At 62.0% G+C, this 23,350-nt stretch carries 20 protein-coding genes; 6 read left to right on the top strand and 14 right to left on the bottom strand.

All coding sequences use genetic code 11. The features are described 5' to 3' along the window. Positions 1–21: 21 nt before the first annotated feature. Positions 22–279, top strand: a complete 258-nt coding sequence (locus B0G81_RS10570; protein ID WP_106277851.1) for a hypothetical protein — start codon at positions 22–24, stop codon at positions 277–279. 178 nt (positions 280–457) lie between these two features. Continuing rightward, positions 458–961, top strand: a complete 504-nt coding sequence (locus B0G81_RS10565; RefSeq protein ID WP_106277853.1) for a hypothetical protein — start codon at positions 458–460, stop codon at positions 959–961. 58 nt (positions 962–1,019) lie between these two features. Here B0G81_RS10565 and fabI read toward each other — a convergent pair whose 3' ends face one another. From fabI to B0G81_RS10545, 4 genes are read right to left on the bottom strand one after another with little or no spacing between them, the layout of a single operon-like run. Continuing rightward, positions 1,020–1,802, bottom strand: coding sequence for an enoyl-ACP reductase FabI (gene fabI / locus B0G81_RS10560; protein WP_134135090.1), 783 nt, complete (start codon positions 1,800–1,802; stop codon positions 1,020–1,022). A 30-nt stretch (positions 1,803–1,832) separates the two neighbouring features. Beyond that, positions 1,833–3,017: an acetate/propionate family kinase gene (locus B0G81_RS10555; protein ID WP_134135087.1), complete on the bottom strand. Its 1,185-nt coding sequence runs from the start codon at positions 3,015–3,017 to the stop codon at positions 1,833–1,835. 4 nt (positions 3,018–3,021) lie between these two features. Next, the gene (locus B0G81_RS10550; RefSeq protein WP_134135084.1) at positions 3,022–3,960 is read right to left on the bottom strand and encodes a phosphate acetyltransferase; all 939 of its coding nucleotides are present in this window, start codon (positions 3,958–3,960) and stop codon (positions 3,022–3,024) included. 51 nt (positions 3,961–4,011) lie between these two features. After that, positions 4,012–6,354: a DUF3141 domain-containing protein gene (locus tag B0G81_RS10545; protein WP_134143059.1), complete on the bottom strand. Its 2,343-nt coding sequence runs from the start codon at positions 6,352–6,354 to the stop codon at positions 4,012–4,014. A gap of 242 nt (positions 6,355–6,596) precedes the next feature. On the opposite strand from B0G81_RS10545, the gene B0G81_RS10540 reads away from it, so the two are divergent. Next, positions 6,597–6,809, top strand: a complete 213-nt coding sequence (locus B0G81_RS10540; protein ID WP_116121599.1) for a DUF2964 family protein — start codon at positions 6,597–6,599, stop codon at positions 6,807–6,809. Positions 6,810–7,045: 236 nt separating this feature from the next. Here the strand turns inward: B0G81_RS10540 and B0G81_RS10535 are convergent, their stop codons facing one another. The 4 genes from B0G81_RS10535 to B0G81_RS10520 all read right to left on the bottom strand — a co-directional run bounded on the left by B0G81_RS10535 (position 7,046) and on the right by B0G81_RS10520 (position 11,823). Continuing rightward, entirely contained in the window at positions 7,046–7,444 is a 399-nt protein-coding gene (locus tag B0G81_RS10535) for an RT0821/Lpp0805 family surface protein (protein WP_116144712.1), read from the bottom strand. 32 nt (positions 7,445–7,476) lie between these two features. Next, positions 7,477–9,201, bottom strand: coding sequence for a SulP family inorganic anion transporter (locus B0G81_RS10530; RefSeq protein ID WP_134143058.1), 1,725 nt, complete (start codon positions 9,199–9,201; stop codon positions 7,477–7,479). A 276-nt stretch (positions 9,202–9,477) separates the two neighbouring features. Next, positions 9,478–10,443, bottom strand: a complete 966-nt coding sequence (locus B0G81_RS10525) for a DUF2950 domain-containing protein (protein ID WP_243856412.1) — start codon at positions 10,441–10,443, stop codon at positions 9,478–9,480. A gap of 3 nt (positions 10,444–10,446) precedes the next feature. Next, the gene (locus B0G81_RS10520) at positions 10,447–11,823 is read right to left on the bottom strand and encodes a DUF3300 domain-containing protein (protein ID WP_243856411.1); all 1,377 of its coding nucleotides are present in this window, start codon (positions 11,821–11,823) and stop codon (positions 10,447–10,449) included. Positions 11,824–12,212: 389 nt separating this feature from the next. Here B0G81_RS10520 and B0G81_RS10515 point away from each other — a divergent pair, with 389 nt between their 5' ends. The 3 genes from B0G81_RS10515 to ydiK all read left to right on the top strand — a co-directional run bounded on the left by B0G81_RS10515 (position 12,213) and on the right by ydiK (position 14,513). Next, a complete protein-coding gene (locus tag B0G81_RS10515) occupies positions 12,213–12,638 on the top strand; it encodes a glycine zipper family protein (protein ID WP_106278373.1) in 426 nt (141 codons plus the stop codon). Positions 12,639–12,735: 97 nt separating this feature from the next. Beyond that, the gene (locus B0G81_RS10510) at positions 12,736–13,320 is read left to right on the top strand and encodes a hypothetical protein (protein ID WP_134135078.1); all 585 of its coding nucleotides are present in this window, start codon (positions 12,736–12,738) and stop codon (positions 13,318–13,320) included. Between the two features lie 44 nt (positions 13,321–13,364). Further along, the gene (ydiK, locus tag B0G81_RS10505; protein ID WP_134135073.1) at positions 13,365–14,513 is read left to right on the top strand and encodes an AI-2E family transporter YdiK; all 1,149 of its coding nucleotides are present in this window, start codon (positions 13,365–13,367) and stop codon (positions 14,511–14,513) included. A gap of 275 nt (positions 14,514–14,788) precedes the next feature. On the opposite strand, the gene B0G81_RS10500 is transcribed toward ydiK, so the two are convergent. The 6 genes from B0G81_RS10500 to B0G81_RS10475 form a co-directional block, all read right to left on the bottom strand. Further along, positions 14,789–15,046: an RNA-binding protein gene (locus tag B0G81_RS10500; protein ID WP_106277869.1), complete on the bottom strand. Its 258-nt coding sequence runs from the start codon at positions 15,044–15,046 to the stop codon at positions 14,789–14,791. A 73-nt stretch (positions 15,047–15,119) separates the two neighbouring features. Continuing rightward, the gene (locus tag B0G81_RS10495) at positions 15,120–15,707 is read right to left on the bottom strand and encodes a PqiC family protein (RefSeq protein ID WP_134135071.1); all 588 of its coding nucleotides are present in this window, start codon (positions 15,705–15,707) and stop codon (positions 15,120–15,122) included. Continuing rightward, the gene (locus B0G81_RS10490; protein WP_106277872.1) at positions 15,704–17,323 is read right to left on the bottom strand and encodes an MlaD family protein; all 1,620 of its coding nucleotides are present in this window, start codon (positions 17,321–17,323) and stop codon (positions 15,704–15,706) included. The genes B0G81_RS10495 and B0G81_RS10490 overlap by 4 nt, the downstream gene beginning before the upstream one ends. After that, on the bottom strand, positions 17,307–18,590 hold the full coding sequence (locus B0G81_RS10485; protein WP_134135068.1) for a paraquat-inducible protein A: 1,284 nt from the start codon (positions 18,588–18,590) through the stop codon (positions 17,307–17,309). Before B0G81_RS10485 ends, B0G81_RS10490 begins: the two co-directional genes overlap by 17 nt. Next, positions 18,587–20,122, bottom strand: coding sequence for an efflux transporter outer membrane subunit (locus B0G81_RS10480; RefSeq protein ID WP_134135063.1), 1,536 nt, complete (start codon positions 20,120–20,122; stop codon positions 18,587–18,589). Before B0G81_RS10480 ends, B0G81_RS10485 begins: the two co-directional genes overlap by 4 nt. 1 nt (position 20,123) lies before the next feature. After that, on the bottom strand, positions 20,124–23,342 hold the full coding sequence (locus B0G81_RS10475) for a multidrug efflux RND transporter permease subunit (RefSeq protein ID WP_134135057.1): 3,219 nt from the start codon (positions 23,340–23,342) through the stop codon (positions 20,124–20,126). Positions 23,343–23,350 lie beyond the last annotated feature (8 nt).

The following is a 23,350-nucleotide window of genomic DNA, read 5'->3' as shown; positions in this document are numbered from 1 at the left end:
CACCCTACTGGAGGTCATGCCATGTCTAAATGGAACCGTCGATTCACCGGGCTTGTAGTCGCAACGCTTCTAACGGCTTCGACGGGAGCGTGCTGGGCGACGGAGCAGGCGCAGCAACGCCGCGCCGGACGCGATGTTCGCCAGGACACTCGCCAGGGCGCGCGACACACCAAGCAGGATTGCCGCGCCGCCAATCAGCAAAGCAATTCGCAATGCCGGCAGGACAAGCGACACACCAAGGAGCAGGGACGCCAGGCGGCCCGAAACATCAAGTACTGAGTCTGGATCGATGCCCGTCACCAAACTGAGCGTCGTCAGATTACCGCAGCCTCGTTGTTTCGAGCGTAGCAAGCACGTCCGATAGCAACCCATGCCTGCATTCGTCTGTTAAGCGCGGCGCGAATGTTCGGTGAGAACAGAGACTGTCAGGTCTGATCACCCGTACCGGAGCACTCACATGCTTAATCGACTCGCATTTTTAACGGCATGTACCGCGGCGCTGTTTCTCGCGGCTTGCACGGAACCGCACCGGCAGGTCGAGGCTGGTGCAGACCAGTCCGTACTTATCGGCCGGTTGGGTCCGCCCAAGGAAACTTACGATTTGCCGAACGGCGGCAAGCGGCTGATGTGGCCGACCCAGCCCATGGGTACGACGACTACCGCAGCCGACATCGACGCTTCCGGCAAGGTGCTGGGTGTTCGACAAGTACTTCAGGACAATGAGTTCCATCGCGCGGAGATAGGTAAGTGGACCCGCAACGACGTGCTCGTCAACTTTGGCCGCCCCTTCGAAACCGCCTACTTCAAGCGAACGAACCGGGAGGTCTGGTCATACCGGTATCTGGAGAACAATATCGACCATCTGCTCTACCACTTCTACTTCGATGATCAGGGCATCTTGCGGCAGACGCAGAGACAGCCCGATCCGAGATTCGATCCCAGCATGCGCAACCGGTTCTAGCGGCAAACCGATCATCTCTGTCAGGTCGATGCGTTTGAGGTTAACCGCATCGAGCGGATCACGCCATGATGTGCACCCCTCCATCGACATATAACGTCTCACCCGAGAGACGTCGCGCATACGGCGTCGCGAGAAAGGCACAGGTGAAACCGACGTCCATGATGTCGACCAGCTCGCCGAGCGGTGCGCGCTCGGCCGCTTCTGTCAGCAGAAGGTCGAAGTCCTTCAGGCCCGATGCTGCACGCGTCTTCAACGGGCCCGGCGAGATCGCATGTACGCGGATACCCTGCGGTCCGAGTTCATAGGCAAGATAGCGCGCGCAAGCTTCGAGCGCAGCCTTGACGGGGCCCATCAGGTTGTAGTTCGGGACGACCTTGTTCGCACCGTGATAGCTCATGGTGAACATCGAGCCTCCATTTTTCATTAAGGGTGCGGCAAGCCGCGCCATGCGCACGAACGAATGGCAGGAGATATCCATCGCGGCGCCAAACCCTTCAGACGAACTGTTGAGCAGCCCTCCCTGAAGGTCGGCCTTCGGCGCCCACGCGATGGAATGCACCATGATGTCCAGATGATTCCATTCACTCGTGATCCGCCCGAATACTGCTTCCAGCTCTTTCTGGCTCGACGCGTCGAGCGGCATGAAAATCGGCGCGTTAAGACCCGTGGCAAGCGGTTCGACATGGGGCTTCGCCTTTTCATCGGCGTAGGTAATGGCCAGTTCGGCGCCCAGTTCGCGAAACGCCTTCGCGCAGCCATAAGCGATCGAGTGTTCGTTCGCAATACCCGTCACGAGCGCTTTCGCGCCTTGCAGAACAGGCTGTGGATGTTCCAGACTCATCACAAGATCTCCTTACACTCTCACGCTCGTTCAGTGAGCGCCAATCAGATTACGGGTGTGCCGCGCGATCATCAGTTCCTCATTGGTGGGAATGACCAATACGCTGACTTTGCTCGAAGCAGCACTGATGCGTGGACCGTCCGCAGCGTTTGCGTTCTCGTCGAGTTCGATGCCACACCAACGCGCCTTTTCAGCGACGCGCCGGCGGATTTCCGCCGACCGCTCGCCGATGCCGGCCGTGAAGACCAGTGCATCGAGTCCATCGAGCGCGGCCACGAGCGATCCGAGTTCGCGCCCGATCCGGTACGTGTACAGCTCGATCGCAAAACGCGCGCGGGCGTCGTCGCTCGCGAGCAGAGTGCGCATATCGCTCGATATGCCGGACACACCCAATAGACCTGAGCGGCGATACACCAGGTCTTCCACCTCGCGCGCGTTCATGCCCAGTTCGTCGAACAGATACAGGATGACGCCGGGATCGAGATTGCCGCAGCGCGTGCCCATCGGCAGTCCGTCTACAGCGGTGAAGCCCATCGTGCTCGCGATGCTGCGGCCTCCCAACATGGCGCACATGCTCGCGCCGTTGCCCAGATGCGCGACCACGGTGCGCCCTTTCGCGGCCTCCGGTGAGATGTGCGGCAACGCTTTCGCGATGTATTCGTATGAAAGACCGTGGAAACCATAGCGCCGCACGCCGCACGACGTAATCGACTCGGGCAGTGCGAAGGCGTAAGCGAGTTCCCCCTGGGTTGCGTGAAATGCGGTATCGAAACAGGCCACCTGAGGCATCGCCGGATTCTGCGTCGCGATGATGCGAATCGGCTTCAGATTGTGGACCTGATGTAACGGCGCCAGTGGCGCAAGCTTATCGAGTTCGTCGAGTACGTCCGGGGTGGCAAGCGCCGGTTGCGCGAAATGCTGGCCTCCATGCACGACGCGATGCCCCACTGCGATAAGGCGATTGCCGCCGCGATTGCTGCGCAAGAACTCACCGATATAGGCAATCGCGCCTTCATGTTCGAGCCGTGCGGCAGCGCCCCACTCTTTGACGCCGAGTTGCTCGCCGGACTGGTCGAACGCCAGGAACCGGGGCGCGGAGAAAAGGCCTTCGATCTGGCCACGCAGCACCAGCGCCAGATCCTGCGACCCGGCATCGAAGGCGCTGAATTTGATGCTGGACGAGCCGGCATTGAGTACGAGAATGACATCGGCCATCGCTTCACCCCATGAGTCTGGCTTCTTCCTTGCGCATCCGCGCCACCATCGACGCGACCGCACAGGACGCTAGCCGTGTCCTGACCGAATCCGCGCGACTCGTCAGAATGATCGGCACGCGCGCGCCGAGCACGATGCCCGCAGCATCCGCGCCCGCAAGAAACGACAGACTTTTTGCCAGCATGTTGCCCGCTTCCAGATCGGGTACCATCAGCACGTTCGCGCGGCCGGCTACTGCCGAGTCGATCTTCTTGGTTCGTGCCGCTTCGAGATCGATTGCATTGTCGAGCGCAAGAGGGCCATCGACGAGCGCGCCCGTGATCTGATGGCGGTCGACCATCTTGCACAAGGCCGCGGCCTCGATCGTCGATGGCACCTTCGGACTCACTGTTTCGATCGCCGACAGGATAGCCACGCGCACCTCAGGCATCTGCATCGCGTGCCCAAGATCAATGGCGTTCTGCAGAATGTCGACTTTCTCCGCAAGCGTGGGCGCGATGTTAATGGCGGCGTCCGTGATGATCAGCGCGTTCTCGTGCCCAGGCACGTCCATCACGAAACAATGGCTTACCCGGCGCGCCGTGCGCAGCCCCCTTTCACGGCTCACGACCGCACCCATCAGTTCGTCCGTGTGCAGACTGCCCTTCATCAGCGCCTCCGCTTTGCCTTCGCGCACCAGTTCGACTGCCTTTGCAGCGGCGGCGTGACTGTGCGATGCATCGACAAGGGTGAAGTCCGCGATGTCCAGGTTCTCTTGCGCGGCGATCGTCCGGATGCGCTGCTGCGGCCCAACGAGAATCGGTATGATCAGCCCAAGCTCCGCCGCCTGAACCACCCCTTCCAGCGAGCTTCGATCGCATGGGTGCGCGACTGCGGTGATGACTGGCTGCTGCGTGCGGCAAAAGTCGATGAGCCGTTGATACTTGTCATGCTCGCGGTCCATGAGATCTCCTTCGTGCCGGAGGCCCGGCTGGCTGGCGTCGCTGTCAAGGACCTAACGCGCGGATGCCGACGCTTGAGGCCCGCGCTGGGCCTTCACAGGTAGAATCGATTGAATGCCTTCTAGCATGCTCAACTGTGCGGGCGTTGGCTCTGCGCCTTGCACGCGGCTATCGGCAAGCAGCTTGGCGATCAGCCCGAGCAGTTTGCTGCGATCTTCGCGGTCGCCGAGCAGGACGGGAAGCGTCGCAAGCGCCTGATCCGGCTCGTAGGACACGATGATTTCCTGCTCGCCGCGAATGCGCCGCCACTGATCCGGCGGAAGTTGCGGCAGGTACTCCGCGTAATCCTCGGCGAGTTGCTGGCGCAACACCAGCCGCGCAAGCGGAAGTGCTTCGCCTCGCCGCGCCAGCAGACAGGCCACCCGCGCAACGGCTTCGCTGTAGCCGCCCTCCGTCATCGACGAAAGCGCATCCTTAACGAACGGCAGGTCTCGCGGATTCGCCTCGGCTCGAGTGGATTTTTCAAGCGCATCGTTCCGCTCGCTGCCCTCATACGCGGAAAACATGTTGCCGTAGAGCGAGAAGAATGCACTTTCGGTCGCGGCGTCACGCATCGCGCGATAGTAGTCGAGTGATGCGCTGATCATGTCGGCGCCATATCGTTCGAACTGCCGCAGCGGCATGTCAGCCCGTGCGTCCGTTTTGCGTGTCGCGCTGACCGCTTCGGCGGCCGGTCCAAGCCAGGCGAGCCACGGGTTCATGTCCGAGAATGCCCAACGCTGCGCGCGCAGCGGGTGAAATTGCCGCAGCAAAGTGGCCGTCGTCTCGTTCGACATGGCCTGCACAAAGGGCTGAACGAAGAACTCGTACGCCCGCTGATTCAACTCCGAGACCCGCTTCACGGCCTCGAATGGCTGCTCGTCCACTCGCTCGAACCGGTTGAAACGCGCGCTGACTTCTTCGAGCCGATGTTCACGCAGTTCCACGTCGTATTCAGTCGCACCGTTCGCTCCTTCGCGTTCGGTGATCTCCATGCCATACAGTCCCGGTGGAAACGTCTCAATCGTCTCCAGCACCGACGTGATCTGCGTATGCTCTTTTTTCGCCACCTTGCCTGACACGAAGATGCCGAGGTGGCCGATGCTCTTGTGCATGAGCCCGACAATCACCTGGCCGCGCGCCTTGATTTCCTCCGTGCTGCCGTAAATGTCAGCGACCCAGTTGAACGCCTGTTGCGGTGGCGTGATGTTATCGCCGAGCGAGGCGAACAGAATGATTGGCGACTTGATGTCGCGTAGATCGAATGCGCTGCCACCTACGCCTCTGACTTCCCCGGACCACAGTTTGTTGCCGATGAACAGATTTTGCGTAATCCACTGGATCTCTTCGCGGTTCATTAAATAGTACCCACCCCACCAGCGTTCGAAGTCAAGGAAACGCGGCGGCTCCGTATCGACGTTATCAAAGAGGTGGTAATACTTGTCCCACAAGCTATTGGCGGGATTAAGGTTCTCGAAGTTCTGAACCAGATGGGCACCGTCGAACTTGCCGTTGCCGAGATCCGCGGTGAGTGACGCGAGCCAGGTGCCTCCCAGCATGCCGCCGGAATAACGCATGGGGTTGTCGCCCTCCCCTTCGCTCCACGCGCCGCTCCAGTAAGACATCGGCGCGCCGTTGATGACGAGCGGCCCCGTATGGTCCGGGTCGGAACTCGCCACCATCATCGCGGCCCAGCCGCCCTGGCAATTGCCGACGATCGCGGGCTTAGCGCTGTCGGGATGCAACTCGCAGACTTTCCGGACGAACTGTTGCTCCGCCGCGCAAACATCGAGCATTGTCTGGCCGGGTTCCGGGTCGCGGAAAAAGATGACGAAATACACCGGATGCCCGGCCTTCAGCGCCACCCCCGCCTGTGAATCGTCCTTGAAACCGCCGATGCCCGGGCCATGACCCGCGCGCGGATCGATGATCACATAAGGGCGTTTGCGCATGTCGATCGACACGCCTTCGGGCGGCAGGATACGCAGCAACGCATAGTTGACAGGACGCGCGAACAGGCGGGCGTCGAGCACGGTCTCGTAAGCAAAATGCAGCACCGGCTGCAATCCGCGAGACGTCTGATCGACAAAACTATTTCCGCGCTGGCGCAGCGTGTCCCAAAAGAGTACCGTGCGCTGCATCACGTCGACGGCATGGCGGTAGCCAGCCCAAGGGTCGAGCGCGGCAGCCCACGCGCTGCCTGGCGACCCGGCGCCGCGGTCGGCTCCGAGACGGGTCGCGGCATCATGTACGCGTTGGCTGAAACCCTGCTGCGCGATTTGCGAGCGCTTCTGATAAAGACGCGCAACCTTCGCGGTGATCTCCTGACTCCGGGAGATCTGATTTTTTGCGTCCATCATGGCATGACCCTCCACACAATGGCCAACGTTGTAGCGTCATGCCATCGCAACGCCAATCTGTGGTTTGCCGATTGATACGGCTCACCACAATGGCCCTTCTCCCGACAACAGGCAATACGACCTTAGTCCGACGAACCCACCCCCGGTAATCCAGACCTAAAAGGTAATTCCTCGCTCCCGCAACGGCATCTGATGTCCTAAACTGAAATTCAACTTCGCGCGAGTGCCGGGGGACGTTAATGAAACGCTCTGAATTCAGAATCGGCTGTGCGGCGGTTGGCGTTTTTATCTGGATCGGGGGACTCTATGCGACGATCCGGGGTCTGCTCTATGAAGTGCCACAAGAATTCCGCTATGGCGTCCTGGCACTCATCATTGGCGTGGCGACATTCGTCATAGCGCTAAACCCCATGGCAAACCACCGGTCGAGAAAGCGAGGCGAACCCCGTTGATGGTCGGCGCAATCGCTGCTGCCGAACCCGCCGCGAATGGCTGGCAGTATCGCCAGGTTCGCCACGCGCTCCACCGCGCCCCCACCCGCCGCCTTGATCAATTTCGTCTTTGAATTCGAACGGACTGAGCGCGGCGAGCCCCGCCGCCTTCCCGGTATCCTGCTTTTCCCGTTTGCTCATTTGCACTCTCCAGGAAGAACGTTCCCTGGTCGGCGTCGCCCGTTGCGACGCTCCGCTCATTGCCTGAGGATCTTCCAGGGGCCGCTGCCCTGTTTGCAGACAGTCGGCGTCCAGCTTTGCGTCTGGCCTTTTGCAATCGCGACAAGCGTCGTGGTGCGGCAAGTTCTGTCGCCCTCCTTCGAGGTATCGCGCGGAGTCACCGTGCCCTTGATCGAAACGGAGTTGCCGGTGCCCGAGTTGTTCCATTCCATCGATTCGCCATCTTTCTTGGTTTCGAGCGCCACCTGGGCTGCGTCGTTGAGCGCTTTACGGTCAGCTTCCTTCATGTAGCTCACCGGCGTGTCTTTCAGGAAATTCAGATTCGCGGCATGGCTAAAAGTCGCGCCGGCCAGCAACGCGGCGCCGGCGAGCCGGCGCGCGAACAAATGGACGGTCATGGGGGAATGCGCTTGCATGGATCATCTCCGTTGATAGCGGTACGGCCACATCACGTAGCGGCCTGTGGTGCCACACCCGGGCCATCGGCAATTTTCCCCTGCGACTGAAACTCGTCGACGAGGTCAGCCACCGAGCCGCGCCGGCCGATGTGGCCAAAACGATCTTCGAGTCCCTCGGCACGAAGCATGTCGCGCACCTCTGCGTGTGCGGCAACCACTTTCATCGCCGTGCCGGCGGCCAGCAGCGCGTCGTGCAACGCCTTCAGCATCCGCGCGCCCGCGAGGTCGACAACCGGCGACGCGGACAGGTCGCAGATCACCAGTTCGACTGGCTCGGAAGCTGCGCGGATTCTCCGCCAGACAGTCTCGCGCACATGCTCGACATTGAAGTAAAGCAGCGACGCCTCGACGCGCACGGTCAGCACATGCGCAATCGCCTCGTTCTCGGCGTGCCGTTCGATGTCCGAGAAAATGCGCGTGCCAGGGATACGCCCTAGCACCGCCACATGAGGATGCGCGGCACGCCGGATGATCAGGAGCATGGAGACAATGACCGCGACGATCACGCCATTCAGAATTCCCAGCACCAGCACCGCCGCGAACGCGACCATGGAGATAGCGAATTCAAAATGGCTGACGCGCCAGAGATGGCGTAGCTCGCCGATATCGACCAACCCCTTCACGGCCACCAATACAATGGCCGCCAACACGACATTGGGCAAGTTGGCGAGCAAACCTGTCAGGAACATGAGACAGAGCCCGATGGCAATCGACGCGAATACGAGCGCAAGCGGAGTCTTCGCACCCGCCTTGTCATTCACCGACGATTGAGAAAGTCCGCCTGCGACCGGATACGCCTGGAATAATCCGGCAGCCAGATTCGCGGCTCCCAGAGCGAGCAGTTCCTGGCGCGCGTCGATCTCGTAACCGTGGGCCTGCGCGAGCGCGCGCGCGGCCGAAACGCTTTCGACGTACGCCAGCAACAGGCACGCAAAAGCGAGTGGAATGACGCCATCGACATCGCGTATCCGCAACCCTGGCAGGCGGAATTCGGGCAACCCTTGAGGCAGGGCGCCCACCAGCTTGAAGCCGGAACTGGCCAGCGGCGTGACGGACAACACGACAATCGACGCGATCACGACGAAGAGAGCCACCGGACGCCCCGGCAGATATTTTTCGCCGAGCAGCAGCAACGCAATGCAGACCAGACCAAATCCGAGCACGACGAGATTGGTCTGCCCTAGCTGCCCGCCGAGCACGGCAATCCGCTCGAAGAACGACTCTCCGCCGCCCTTGACCCCGAAGAGTTTAGGCAGTTGGGTCATCGCGATAGTCAACGCCGCGCCCGCCTTGAAGCCGAGCAGGATCGTCTCGCTGATGAAATTGACCAGTGAACTCAGGCGTAGCAGCCAGGCCACCAGACACATGCCGGCGATCACCAAGGCCGTGAGCGCCGCGATCGAAGCCCAGCGCGCCGGATCGCCATTGGCCATCGCCGCGACGGTCACGCCCACCAGCATCGAGATCGCCGAAGTCGGACCGATCGCGAGTTGGCGCGACGAGCCGAACAGTGCGTAGAAGAGTCCCCCGACGAGATAACCGTAGATGCCGTATTGCGCGGGTAAGCCGGCCAGCAGCGCATACGCGAGCGAAACCGGGATCCCGTAGGCCGCGAGCGTGACTCCGGCTACCGCGTCCTTGACGAGCCATCGAGGCTGATAGGCTCCGAGCCATTGCGCGGGCGGAAACACGTTGCGCCACCCGCGCGCGGGCATCTGATCCGTCACCGGCTCGGTGACGCTGGATTCGTTGGTCAACGTAGCGCCTCGCAGACGGAAGCAAACTCGACAGGAGCACGGCCGCACGCCGTTCCACGATCAGGTGCGCGATGCCCCCGGGCCGGGCCGTGCTGCTCCTCAAGCATAGTCGGTAGTCTGCGCGGTCCACATCGGACCTTGGTCCTAGATGCCTGCGTAGCCGCGCTGCCGTACTGTCTACCGTCGCAGCCGCCGGCGAGCCACGAGAGCCGGGCATAAAACGCGGCGACCGCCTCAATAGGGATCGTTGACGCGCTGCCATGTTTGGTCCGGATCGAACACCGTGACGGGCGGCGCGTTCGCGCCACGATCCTTCTGGTAAATCACCCCGTTGTTGTTGACCACGAAAGTCATCACACCGGTCGTGCCATATTCGGCCGGATAGGCGACCATCGCAAAGCCGGCGAGCATGTGCCCGTTGATGATGTAGCTGAAGGCGCCGCCCGCCGCGTTCTTGCCTTGCCGCGTCAAGATGCGGAAGTGATATCCCCGATAAGCGTCACCCGCCTGGTGGCCCTTCAGATACGCTGAGCTGGCGGCGATCAGCGGTCCGAATGGACTGGCTTCCTCACCGCTGCTCTCGTCTGTCCGCCAGTAAAGGCCGTCCCGCCTGCCGGGCGTGCTGGCAAGCTTTTGCGCGTATTCCAGCAGGCCGTCATTGTTTCGATCACGTGACGCATATTCCCGCTGTGCGTCGACATAGGCGCGCAGCACGTGGATTGCCTCACGTTCGTTTGCGCCGATACGCCGATTCAGGATTTCTTCCTCGCCGAGTTCCGTGGCAAACCGCCAGCTACCCTTCTCCTTCACGATGGGAATCGGCATCGGCCAGGCCTCGTCGCCGACCAGTAGAATCCGCCGATCCGGTCCGGCTTCACCGAGGACATGGAAGGCATCCAGTTCCGCGCTCGCCTTGGCCCAATTCGCTTCGTTCTCCGCCTGATCCGGCGACACCACCAGGCGCTTGTGCGCCTCGCCGAAAATGGCGACTAGCGTCGCTTCATCGCGGGCCTTCAGCGCCTCGGACAAAGCGGTGACCGCCTGCTCCGGCGTCGCGAACGTGCGCTGCTCCGCAGCAAAGGCACCAAGCGGAATCAGCAATGCGAGAACCATCGCGTATAACCCGCACCATATTGCCAGGCGGGGCCGCCATTCCGCGCGCCGGTTCGTCCCGGTCCTGATCGGGTCAATCATTGTCATCCCCTATCGCCGTCCACCACCGCGGCCGCCACCACCGCCACGTTGGAACCCGCCGCCACCGCCACCGCCGCGCCCGCCTCCCGATGAAAATCCACCGCCGGAATGGCCAGAAGCCCGGCTGTGGGAGTCTGAGAACGACTGACGACTCGCCGCGCCCCTTGAACTATTCGCCTGTGCGTCGCGCGCCGATCCGTAGCCGCTAAACGCATCGCCCCCGCCCCTTTGCGAGGCCCCCGCGCCTTGGTCCCGCGTGCCCGCCGAAGCGGGGCGCTGAGCACCCTGGTCTCTCGTGGCCGGCGTAGCCGGTCGTTGAGCGGCTTGCTGCCGTCCTCCTGAAGCCGCGTTACCACCTCCCGCGGCGCCGCGGGCCGGTGCGTCGCCGACCCGTTGCATGCCGGCGGCGCGGCCTGTCGTGCCGCTCACCTGGCCTGGCTTCTTCTCGGATCGCCATGCGGACGATTGCCCTCCCTGGCCTCGCGTGCGGTTGACATCGCCCGTGTTGATATTGCCTCGCTCGACATTCCTTTCCCGATCGCCTCGCTCGACGTTCCTCTCCCGGTTGATGTTGATGTTGTTATTGCCGCCGCCTCCGTAATGAGCCTCGTAGTGTCCGCCGTTCCAGGCCGCGCCAATCGCCGCTCCCCATATCAGGCCCGTCGCGAGCGCCGCACCCGGAGCGTACGGATAGTAGTAGGCCGGATAAGGTGCAGGCAGGTAGGCATAGCTCGGAGGTGCGCCGGCTACCACGACGGTGGTCGGGTTGTATTGCGGCACGTAAATTACCTGCGGGTCGGCCGGGACGATCTTGATCACCTCCTTCTCGACCACCACGACCTGCTTGTCGTCGGTTTTGAGCTGACCCGCCGCCTGCGTTTGACGCCGGAAGCGCTGCACCGCCTCCAGTACCGCGCCCTGATCGGCGACGACGGCTTCGCCGACGCTGATCGTCCAGTCGAGATCCGTACTCATTCTTTTGACGACCTCGGGGTAATTCAGCAAGGCCTTCACGGGATCGTGCCAGCTCTCGTTGACTTTGAGCGACTTGTCACTTTTGCGCTGATCGAGGAAGCGATCCGCCTGCACGATCTCCACCGGGTAAGTCGCGGCGGGAAGAATGATGGCGACGAGGTCGTCCGGATATAACGCAATGGGTCCGACAAGTTTGTCGAGCGTCGCAGCGGGAACGGCGGCCGCGCCGACATCAGCCGCGGGGGCCTGCGCAATTGAGACCGTGGCGGACGACATGACGTAGAGCGCCAGCATTGCGACGATAACCGCATGGATCGAGATCCGGGGCAACTTGAGTTCCTGCACGACGATCGCTCGCGGCCACCTGTCGGGCGCCCACTCAAACGGGATGATCCGTTCAAAAGCACGCATAACGCGGTCCATTGTTGCTTCCCCTCACTCTTCACACTCAAGCAGGCTTGCGGCCTTTAAACGACCTTTAAAAGACAGTTATCCGAAGCAATGGAAACGAGACACACGTGCCCTACAAACAGTTTGGACCCGACGGGTGCCCTGTTGCAAATACGACCTTGGTCCGATTGCGCACTGCATGCCCGGGACGCAATGATGAGAGCGAAGATGCCATCGCTGCCGACACCTCGCCGAGCGCTCGATCCTGACAGGACTCAACACCCACGCCAGCTTCGATTTCACGCTAGTCCAAAAAGGCAGCCGGCGGTCCGCATAGGTGTGGACTTACGCAAGGAGTCGCCGTGATCACGTTGAGAAAGTACATTCTTCTCGCCGCTTTAGCGGGTTCGATGTCATGCGATGGTATGGCGCAATCGAAGCCAATTGCCTATCCCGCGAAAGGGCAAAGCGCGCAAACGCAACAGCAGGATGACGGCGCCTGTTATTCGTGGGCCAAGAACAACACCGGTGTGGACCCGGCGGCAATGGCCAACGCCCCGCCTCCGCCTTCCGGACCGGCGGTGGGCGGCGGCGAGCGCGTTCAGGGCGCCGCACGTGGCGCTGCCGGAGGCGCGGTCATCGGAGCCATAGCGGGCGATGCGGGCAAAGGGGCGGCGATCGGAGCCGCAACCGGCACGATGGTCGGCGGATCGCGTGCGCGGCAGAACCGGCGCGCGGCCGCGGCATCGACACAGTCCCAGACACAGGGTTCGATGGACACATTCAATCGCGCCTATGCCGCGTGTATGGAAGGTCGTGGCTACTCCATCAAATGAACTTTAGCGTGTAAGCCGGGTAATCCGCCCTGTCATGAAAGACCGGCGGCCATTCGGGCCTAAGTCGACGTGCGCGCAGGCGTTCAAGGAGAGCAGCATGAGAAACAGCAGACTCATCGTCGCAGCGGCGTTCGTGTCTTTCGCTACTATGGCTTCCGCCCAGACAGAGCCACAAGTGGCGGTCAACAGCGCGCCCGGCAAAGTATCCATGAAGGGCACAGTGAAGACGAGTTCGACTGTGGTGGGTATCGAGCCGGCCACCCGAACGGTGTGGCTAAAGGACGCCAAAGGCAAGGTCGTGCAAGTCGTGGTGAGTGAAGAAGCACGCAACTTCGACCAGCTGAAGATCGGCGACGTCGTCACGGCGGAGTACTCGCAGGCCGTTACCGTCACGCTCAAAAAAGGCGGCGCACCCCTTGCCGTCAACGAGAGCCAGACCTTGGAGCGAGCGCCGATGGGCGCCAAACCCGGCGGCTCGGCAAGCAGGGAGATAACGGTCATGGCCAGCGTGACCGCCGTCAACCACCAGACCGGCGCGATTACGTTGAAAGGCCCGCAAGGCAATTCGGTGGACCTTGTCGTACAGGATCCCGACCAGCTCAAGCTGATCAAAAAGGGGGACCGGTTGGAAGTGCTCTACAACGAAGCCGTGGCAATTTCCGTCGAACCTCAAGCCAAGTAGCCACGCAGGGTTGATTGCACAGTTGAACCGGAGCCGAACAGACAATGGATGATTTGGCCCAATCCTCTCCCGAGCCGCAACGCCAGGTAATTCGGCCCCAAGTAGATCTAGCCCGAATCGTGCTGGCTGTCGGGACGCTTCTGCTGCTCATTGGCGGCAGCCTCTATATCGTGCATCCGTTCGTGCCCGCGTTGATCTGGGGCACCACGATTGTCGTCACGACATGGCCGCTCATGCTCAGAATCCAGCCGTGGCTCGGAGGACGGCGCGGACTCGCCGTCACCGTCATGCTGTTGCTGGAAATCGTGGTGATATGCATCCCCACCTACGCCGCGGTGTCGACGCTTGCCGGCCATACGGCCGACATCATGGACTTCGTGGAGGGCCTGCCTGGCTACGCACTTCCGTCGCCGCCTCATTGGCTCAGCAGCGTCCCGCTAATGGATCGTGTAACGGGTGAGTGGCAAAAACTGTCCGACGCGGGTCCGGGGGGCATCCTCGCGAAGGTGGAACCCTACGCCGCCGTCGTCGCGAAATGGCTTCTGCTTCAGATGGGTCTGGTCGGCTCGTTTGCCGTGCATCTGATATTGATGCTTATCGTGTGCGGCTTGCTTTATGGCCAGGGCGAGGCTGCGGTCGCCCTCGTGACCGCTTTGGCTTTGCGAGTGGCGCCCGGGAACGGCGCGAACATTATCCACCTCACAGGTCAGTCGATCCGCGCGATCGCACTCGGCGTCGTGGTCACGGCACTCGTGCAGGCTTCGCTCGGCGCTGTCGGGGTCTGGCTCGCGGGCATTCCATTCGCCGGTGTGCTCAGCGCACTGATGCTTGTCATGTGCCTCATACAATTGGGTCCATTGCTGCCCATGCTTGGTTGCGTGATCTGGCTATTCATGCATGACGCGCAGTTGACGGCCAGCGTGCTGCTCGTCTGGACCATCGCCGTCTCGGCGCTCGACAACATTTTGCGGCCGATACTCATCCGTCGCGCGGTTGCGCTGCCGATGGTGCTCATCCTCTCAGGCGTACTAGGCGGTCTGATCGCAATAGGAGCAGTCGGCCTGTTCATCGGCCCGGTTATCCTTGCCGTCACTTACCATCTGCTGCGCGCGTGGATAGACCAGCCGGATAAGTTGGTAGCACAAGGCAATCAGGACGGTCAGGGCCACCTCGTCCCCCGCCGGACCGATTGAGGCGAGACCACCCGACCGCCTTCCGTCGAACATGGGCACCCGGCAACGCGAGTACCTTGCAGACCATCTGCAGCCGCGCTCCAGCGCCTCTGTCTTCAGGCCCAGATTGGACAAAGCCCGATCGTTCTCATCGAGCTGCGCCTGCAGTCGCGCCCCTTCCGTGAAGCTGCACGATGCCTCGCTCGCCAACAGCGACCGGCCCCCGTCCCCTGTTGCCAACGCGCGGCGTCTCGACGACCACCACGACAGCAGACCCATACGCGGCTCCGGGCGTTCTATGATTCATCGCGCTCCGGAAGAAGCAACGCGGTGATCGTGCGGCCCTTCCAGAACAGGTTGTGGACGCGCGGCTGCAGCATGCGCAACCCGTCCGCCGTCACGTCGTCGAAAATCACCAGCGCCGCGGGCCGCGAGCCCGCGCCCGGGATACGGCGGATTGTACTGAATTGAGGGAAGCCATACCGGATAAGGAACGCCCCGATTTCCTCATCGGAGACGCTTTCTTCCACGTTGCCCAGCATCAGTTCAGCCATGATATTTGCTCCTCGATCGTTACCCTGCGCGCGGCGTTGCACCACGATGTCGATGCACGATCCGCACGCCGCGTCACTGAGCCGGACTCCCCTGCACCGCCGCCGCGATATCGCGGCTCACCGACGCCAGCGCGCGATCGTGCGCGGCAACGAGCGCATCGAAGCCCGGACCGGACACCGCCTCGCGCGCAACAGAGCGGCCCGTGACGGGACGGCCATTACCCGGCGGCCGCACAGCCCATAGCACGTCGACGGTGACGTCCCGTCCCGGTGTGGACTCGAAGCGCATCACGTCGATACGCACACGCCATACGCCAGGCGGCTCGCGCGTCAGATCGAACACCGAAATCTGCGGTGAGTTCAGCAGCACGGCAAGGTTGGCGGCAATCACACCGCCGATGTCGCCGCTCAACGGTTGCGCCCAACGGGCGAATTCGTTGATCTCGACCTCGTTGTCTCCGACCCGGGTCACGATTTGCGGCCGATCCACGAGGTCCGGTATCGTTATGGGCCCGATCACGGCAGCGATTGAGCGCGTTGCGCCGGAGTTGGTGAGAGAGCGGTCGGGGCTCAGCGTGTAAAAACTGGCCGATGGCGATTTACATCCGCCGAACCAGCCGGTGACAAGCGCGAGAATCAGACATGTCGTGGCGTACCTCATGGCTTGTCCTCAGACTTGCCGCGCACGAGCGCTTCCGGATGCCGGGACAGATAGTCGGCCAGCGTGCGCAGCGTGGCTGCCGTCCGGGTCATTTCGTGCATCGCCTGTTCCGTGGATTGCTGCAGCGACGAATCCGGTTGCAGCGCGGTATTCGCGGAATCGAGCGCGGTTTGCGCCGACGTGAACGTGTCACGCGCCTTCGGGACGACCTCGTTATTGAGCTGGGAGATCATCGAGTTGGTCGTGCGTAGCGTCGTACGCGCATCGTTGCCGATCGCCTCGAACGGAATATTGTTGAGCTTGGTCAGCAAGCGTGTAACCGAGTCTTGCAGCGACTGAAGCGTGCGCGGTATGGCAGGCAATTCCGGCGGCGACTTGCTCCAGTCAATCTTCGCCTTGGGCGCATCCGGGTAATAGTCCAACGCGACGTAAAGCTGACCCGTCAACGGATTGCCGCTCTTGAGCTGGAAGCGGAATCCATGTTCAATCAGATAGTCGGCTAGTCCACGTGGGTTGTCGCTTAGACGCCCTCCGTCGCGCCCGTTCTGATAGCGTGACGTAAAGCGCTCGGGATAGATCGCTATCTCGACGGGAATGCTGAAACGGTTTTGTGCCGGCTCGAAGCGTGTATAGATCGCCGTCACCTCGCCGATCACTACACCGCGAAAATCGACCGGCGCGCCAACCGTCAGGCCGCGTACCGAATCGATGAAATTGACGACGTATTTATCGACGATCCGATCGTGCTGTTTCATCGCGTCGGCGCGCGTTGCGTAAAGTTCGAATCCCGTGTTGGCGGCGGCGCTGGTCACTTCCTGCGACTCCGGCGGTGACTCGAACGCCACGCCGCCGATGATGATGGAAACGATCGACTGGGTTTCGACCCGCAGACCGTTCGTGTCGAACGCCATGTCTACCCCGCTTGCGTGCCAGAAGCGCGTATCGGTCTTCACGAACTGGTCGTAAGGCGCATTGACGAACGCCTTCACCGTGACGCCTTTGCCGTCCGGGTCCAGTTTGTAAGAAGCAATCTGGCCGACCCGGAGTCTGCGGAAATAGATGGGCGTGCCCACGTCCAGCGAGCCGAGACCCGCACCCTTCAAAATGAACTCCCGCCCTGGCACGTCGCTCGCAAACACCGGGGGCTCTTCGAGCCCGACGAAATCACGCCGCGCTTTCGCGGCATTGCCCACATCGACGTCGATGTACGACCCGGAGAGCAGCGTGCCGAGCCCCGAGACCGTGCCGCCTGAAATGCGCGGGCGCACGACCCAGAACCGGGTGTTCTCGACCAGCAGACTCGCCACGTCGCGAGCGACCTCTGCCTTCGCCACCACGCTCTTATGATCCGGCGAGAGATTCACGGCCTCGACCACACCGATATCGACGTCCTTGAACTTGACCTTGGTCTTTCCGGCTTCAAGGCCCTCGCCGGTCTTGAAACTGATGGTGATATTCTCGCCGCGTTCCAGGATCGCCTTCGTAGCCAGCCATCCGCCGATCAGCACCGCCACGATCGGCACGAGCCACACCAGTTGCATACGCCAGCGCGAGCGTGGAACGGAATCCGCCAGGGGGAGTTCGGGAAGATCCGGCTCGTCATTTGGTCTTGACATGAGCGCTCTCCGCTGCATCCCAGATGAGGCGCGGATCGAAAGCCATCGCCGCCAGCAGTGTCAACACGACCACCGCCCCGAACGCTATCGATGCTGGACCGGCCTCGATCGTCGCCAGCGCCTGGAATTGCACCAGCGCGACGAGCATCGTGATGACATAGATATCGAGCATCGACCAGCGCCCAACCAGTTCGATGGCGCGGTAGATTCTGGTGCGCTGCTCGGGAAGCCATTGCGAGTGAAGCTGGGTGGAGACCGCCAGATACGCAAGGCCAAGGATCTTGAGCATCGGCACCACGATGCTTGCGATGAACACGAGAACGGCAAGCGGCCATGAACCGGATACCCACAGATAGACCACGCCGCTCATGATCGTGTCTTTCTGCGCTCCGAAGAGCGAACTCGTTTTCATCACGGGCAGCACATTGGCGGGGATATACAGCACGATCGCCGCCGACAGATACGCCCACGTCCGCGAGATGCTCGCTGGCTTGCGCATATGCAAGCGCGCTCTGCAACGCGGGCAGCCCTGCTCGCCCGAACGCGCCGGATCGCGTACCAGTAGCCCGCACTCTTCGCACAGCGCGAGCCCGCATGCGGAGGCCGTCACCGCCGTGCGGTGCTGCTCCACGGGAGGCAGCCGCCACGCGCCGTCGGCATTTTTGAGGGCGCAGATGCGCGACCATATCTCGCGCGGATCGAACGTCGCCGACGCCGCGGCGAGCAATAACATCAGCACCATGAACGACCACAACGCTGTGCCTGGCACGACCTTCGCGATGTGCGTCAGCTTGACGAGCGCGACCAGCAGACCAAGGATCAGAACCTCGGTCATGCCCCACGGCCGCGCCAGTTGAAACAGCCGGAAGCCCTCGACCGCGTGCCACGGCACACGTCCCAGACGCAGCGGCACGAGCAGCCACAGCATGGCCAGGGTCTGCAGCACCGGCGTCAGGATCGTCGTCAGGAAGACCAGCGCCGCGAGCGGCCAGGTGCCATGCGCGTAGAGCACGCGGACCGACCCGGCCAGTGTCGTTTGGACGAGATGGCCGTTGACCGACAAACCCACGATAGGAAAGGCGTTGGAGATGACAAGCAGCACGGCGGACGCAAGGGTAAAGGCGAGAGCCCGTTCGGGCCCGTTCGTACGCTCCCTGCCGAGCTCCGCGCGACAACGACGGCAACGCCACGAGCCGCCGGGCGGCAGAGGCGCTGCAAGCTGGAGCATGTCGCACTCCTCGCAAGCAATGATTTCCCCGCGTGTCATCTCGCCTCCAGCGCGACCGCTGGGTCGCCCGTCGGCGCCGTGCCACGCGCGACGGGCGCGGCGGGTGTGGTGTCCGGCGACGGTGTGCCCGGTGCGGGCGGTGCGGCCGGTGGAACAGACAGTTTCTCAGCGGCGAGAACCCAGCCGCCGCCCATCGCCTTGTAGAGGTTGACGAATGACGTCAGCTCGGCTCCCTGCGTCTGCGTATAGCTCAGTTGTGCGTTGAAGAGGCTGCGCTCGGCGTCGAGCACTTCGATGTAGCTCGTGTAACCGCCTTCGTAACGCAGACGCGCGAGCCGCGCGTAGGTGTGCAGCGCCTCGACCTGGTTGGCCAGCACGGCCAGCTGCTCGCGCGTCTTCTGCACGGAGATGAGCGCGTCTTCGACCTCCTGGAATGCCACCTGAATCGCTTTCTCATATGCGAACAGCGCTTCCTGCTGACGCGCCTCAGCCTGCCGCACCTGCCCGGAGATATTGCCCGCCGTGAAGATAGGCTGCGTCACGCTGCCGGCAAAAGACCATACCCGCGCCGGGCCGGTGAAAAGGTTTGAAAACTGCGTGCTGACCGTACCAAACAGCCCAGTCAGCGAGATGGACGGAAAGTAAAGCGCCTTGGCCGCGCCGATCAGCGCGTTTTCCGACACCAGCGCCTGCTCGGCCTGCAGCAGATCCGGGCGGCGTTCCAGCAAGTCCGATGGCAGCTCGTTCGGAATCTGCGGCGAGCCCAACGTCGACAGTTCGCGGCCGCGCAGAATGGCGCCCGGGTTTTTGCCGATCAGCACGGACAACGCATTTTCCTGCTGGCCGATCTGCGCTTCGAGCTGCGGGATGGTGGCCTTTGCTGCCTCGTATTCCGACTGGCTTTGCGCCAGCTCCATTTGCGACACCTCGCCGCCCCTGAAGCGCAACGTGAAAACCCGGACCGATTCGTCGCGGCTTTCCACGGTCGACTTCGCGATCTCAAGCTGCCGATCAAGACTGCGCAAGTTAATGTAGGCAGATGAAACGGAGCTAACCAGCGTCAGAATCGTGGCCCGGCGGCCTTCCTCGCTAGCCAAGAGGTTGGCGCGGGCAGCCTCGGTCTGGCGGCGAACCTTGCCGAAAAGATCGATTTCCCATGCCACCGACACGGTCGCGTCGAACTGGTTGTAGATCGGGCTGACGCCGTTCGGTATCGGTATTCCGCTCGCCTGAGACGCGCGTTGGCGAGATGCATCCGCGCCCGCGACCACCTGGGGAAACAGCGCGGAACGCGTCGTCACGAACTGCGCCTGAAACTCGTCGACCCGCGCGGCCGCGATCTTGACATCGCGGTTCTCCAGCAACGCGGTTGCGATCAGTTGGTCGAGTACCGGATCCTGAAACTGCTCCCACCACGTCGTGTTGGCAATCTCAGCCGCCTCGCCCTGCGCAAAGCGATACGTTGCCGGCACCTCCACCGTGGGCCGCACGTAATTGGGGCCGAGCAGGCACCCGCCCAGCGCAAGCAGCGTGGCCGAAGCGAGCAGGCGCGCCAAAGCGGTCGCGTTCATGTCAAGGGCTCTCTTGCGACGGCGCGTGCGGCGGCAGGCCGGGCTCCGCGGCGCCCGACTCCCGCGTCGTTCCGGCTGCGCCGGGGTCGGACTTCTGCTTGCCGCCGCTGGAGCGCGAGGACATCGACTCAAGCAGGTAATAGAACATCGGAATAAAGAATACGGCGATGGCCGTCGCGCCGATCATGCCGCCAATCACCCCCGTGCCGATCGAATGGCGGCTGTTGGCCGACGCGCCCGTCGCAATGGCGAGCGGCACACAGCCGAGAATGAAGGCCAGCGACGTCATCACGATCGGACGCAAGCGCTCTTCGGCCGCCGTCATGGTGGCGTCGAACACCGACGCGCCGGTCTCGCGGTTCAGCACCGCGAATTCGAAGATCAGGATCGCGTTCTTGGCCGCGAGCGCAACCAGCATCGTCAAGCCGATCTGGAAGTAGACGTCGTTACTCAGGCCGCGTAGCAGGATGGCGAGCAGTGCGCCAAACAGCGCGAACGGGACCGCCATCAGCACGCCGAACGGCAAGCTCCACTTCTCGTACTGCGCGGCGAGGATGAGGAACACCATCACCAGGCCGAACACGAAGACGAGCCCCGACGTGCCGCCCGACTGCCGTTCCTCGTAAGCCTCTCCGCTCCAGGCGACGTCATAGCCGGCCGGCATTTGCGTCGCCAGTTCCTCCAGGGTGGAGATGACCTGACCGGAGCTGAATCCGGGAGCGGCGTTCGCCGTGATTTTGATCGCGGGAAAATTGTTGAAGCGCGTGACCAGATCGGGGCCCACGACAAACTGGTAAGTGGCCACCGACGTCATCGGCAGCATCGTGCCAGTCTTGCTGCGCACGAAAATCTGATCGAGGTCGCCCGGCTTTAACCGGTACGACGGCTCAGCCTGCAAAATCACTTGCCAGAGCCGGCTCGAGCGGTTGAACTGCGAGACGTAGAGCGAGCCGAACATCGTCTGCATCGAGCTGTACGCGTCTTCAACGGGCACGCCGAGCGTCTCGGACTTGTCGCGGTCCACCTGCACCAGCAGTTGCCGCGACGAGGCATTGAACGTCGAAGTCACGCCCGCGAGTTCCGGACGCTGCTTGGCCCTCTGAACGAAGTCTTGCGCAACCTCCGCGAGTTGCGCGATGCTCGAGTCGCCCTTGCTCTGAATCCACACTTCCGTGCCGCCGGTCGTGCCGAGACCAGGAATCGATGGCGGGTTGACGGGAATCACCACGCCCTCTTTCACGTTCCCGAAATGGCGGTACGCATCTTGCAAGACGGTTCGCGCGTTCTGCGTGCGGATGTTGTCCGAAGAATAGCGTTCATCGAAGCTCTTGAAACCGACAAAGAAAGTACTTGCGTTGTTTTTGTTCTGGTTATCAAGCAGGCTATATCCGTCGACCACTGTGATGCTGCCGACTGCCGGCTGTTTGATGAAGTAGTCGGTGACCTGTTGGGACACTTCTCCGGTACGGTCGAGGCTCGCCGCGTCGGGCATGACGACCGCGCCGAGCAGATAGCCCTGGTCCTCCGGTGGCAGGAACGCGGAGGGAATCGACCGCACCATGAGCACGGCGAGTACGATCATGGCTACGAAAAACACCAGCGCGAAAATCGACCGCTTTATTACCAGCCTGACCGCTCGCGAATAGCCCGATGTCATGCGCGCGAACTGTTTATCGAACCAGCGGAAGAAGCCCTTCTTCTCGTGGTGGGAACTCTTCAGCAGCAACGCGGCGAGCGCCGGCGACAAGGTCAGCGCGACGATGCCCGACAGCACGACCGAAATCGCAATCGTAATGGCGAACTGCTTGTACATCTGACCTGTGATGCCGCCGAGAAACGCCACCGGTACAAACACCGCGCACAGCACCAGCACGATCGCGACGACCGGTCCCGCCACCTCGTCCATGGCCTTTTTGGAGGCATCTTTGGGATTGAGCTTGAGCACCGTGATGTTTCGTTCGACGTTCTCGATCACGACGATTGCGTCGTCGACCACGATCCCGATGGCGAGCACCATCCCGAACAGGGTCAGCATGTTGATCGAGAATCCCAGCGGAAGCATGAACATGCATGTGCCGACAATCGAGACCGGGACCGCCACGATCGGAATCAGCGTCGCGCGAAGGCTCTGCAGAAACACGAAAACGACGATAACGACGAGCACCAGCGCTTCAAAGAAGGTGTGAATGACATCGGAAATGGAGGACCGGGTGAACTCGGTCGTATCCATGGCGATTTCATAAGTCATGCCTTCCGGAAACGATTTTTTCAGTTCCGCTAGCGTTGCGCGAACGCTCTTCGAGACATCGAGGGCATTCGCGCCCGGCTGCTGATAAACAGCGAGGACGGTCGCGGGCTTGCCTTGGAACCGGCTGCGGATGGAGTAATCTTTTTGCCCCAGTTCGGCACGCCCGATGTCCTTGAGGCGCACGATTGCCGCCCCGCCATTCGCAGCGCGCACGATGATATTTTCGAACTCGGACGGCTCGGTCAGACGGCCAGTCGTCGTCACGGCAAAGGACTGCTCAACCGATTTTCCCGTAGGCGACTGCCCGATACTGCCCACGGCGAACTGCTGATTCTGGTTCGCCACCACGCGCTGAACGTCCGCGGCTGTCACGCCCAATTGCGCCATCCGATCGGGCTTCAGCCAGATACGCATCGCGTAATCCGGATTGCCGAAGATACTGGACTGATTCGCGCCCGGCACCCGCTTGATCGCGTCGAGCACGTAGACGTTGGCGAAATTCGCGATGTAGACCGAGTCGTAGCGGTCGGAAGGTGAATAAATTGCAATCACCATCATGAAGGCGGACGACTTCTTCTGCACCTGAATGCCCTGCGCCTGGACCGATTGGGGCAGTTGCGGCAAGGCGAGATTCACGCGGTTCTGAACGTCGACTTGAGCCAGTTCCGGGTTCGTGCCGATCTGGAAGTACGCATTGATCGTCAGGTTGCCAGTGGACGAACTCGACGAATTCATATAGATCATGTTGTCCGCGCCATTGACCTGCTGCTCGATCGGCGCGGCGACATTGTTCGCCACAACCTCCGCGTTCGCGCCCGGATACGTGGCGGAAATGGTGATCTGCGGCGGAGTGATGTCGGGATACTGTGCGACCGGCAGGGCGAGCATCGCCAACGCCCCACCTAGCGTAATGACAATCGAAATGACCGACGCGAAGATCGGCCGATCGATGCAGTAGTGCGAGATGCTCATATCGGTCG

Origin of the sequence: Paraburkholderia sp. BL6665CI2N2 (genome assembly GCF_004366535.1) — a bacterium.
GTDB lineage: Bacteria > Pseudomonadota > Gammaproteobacteria > Burkholderiales > Burkholderiaceae > Paraburkholderia.
This window is presented reverse-complemented; position numbering and strand designations above follow the sequence as displayed.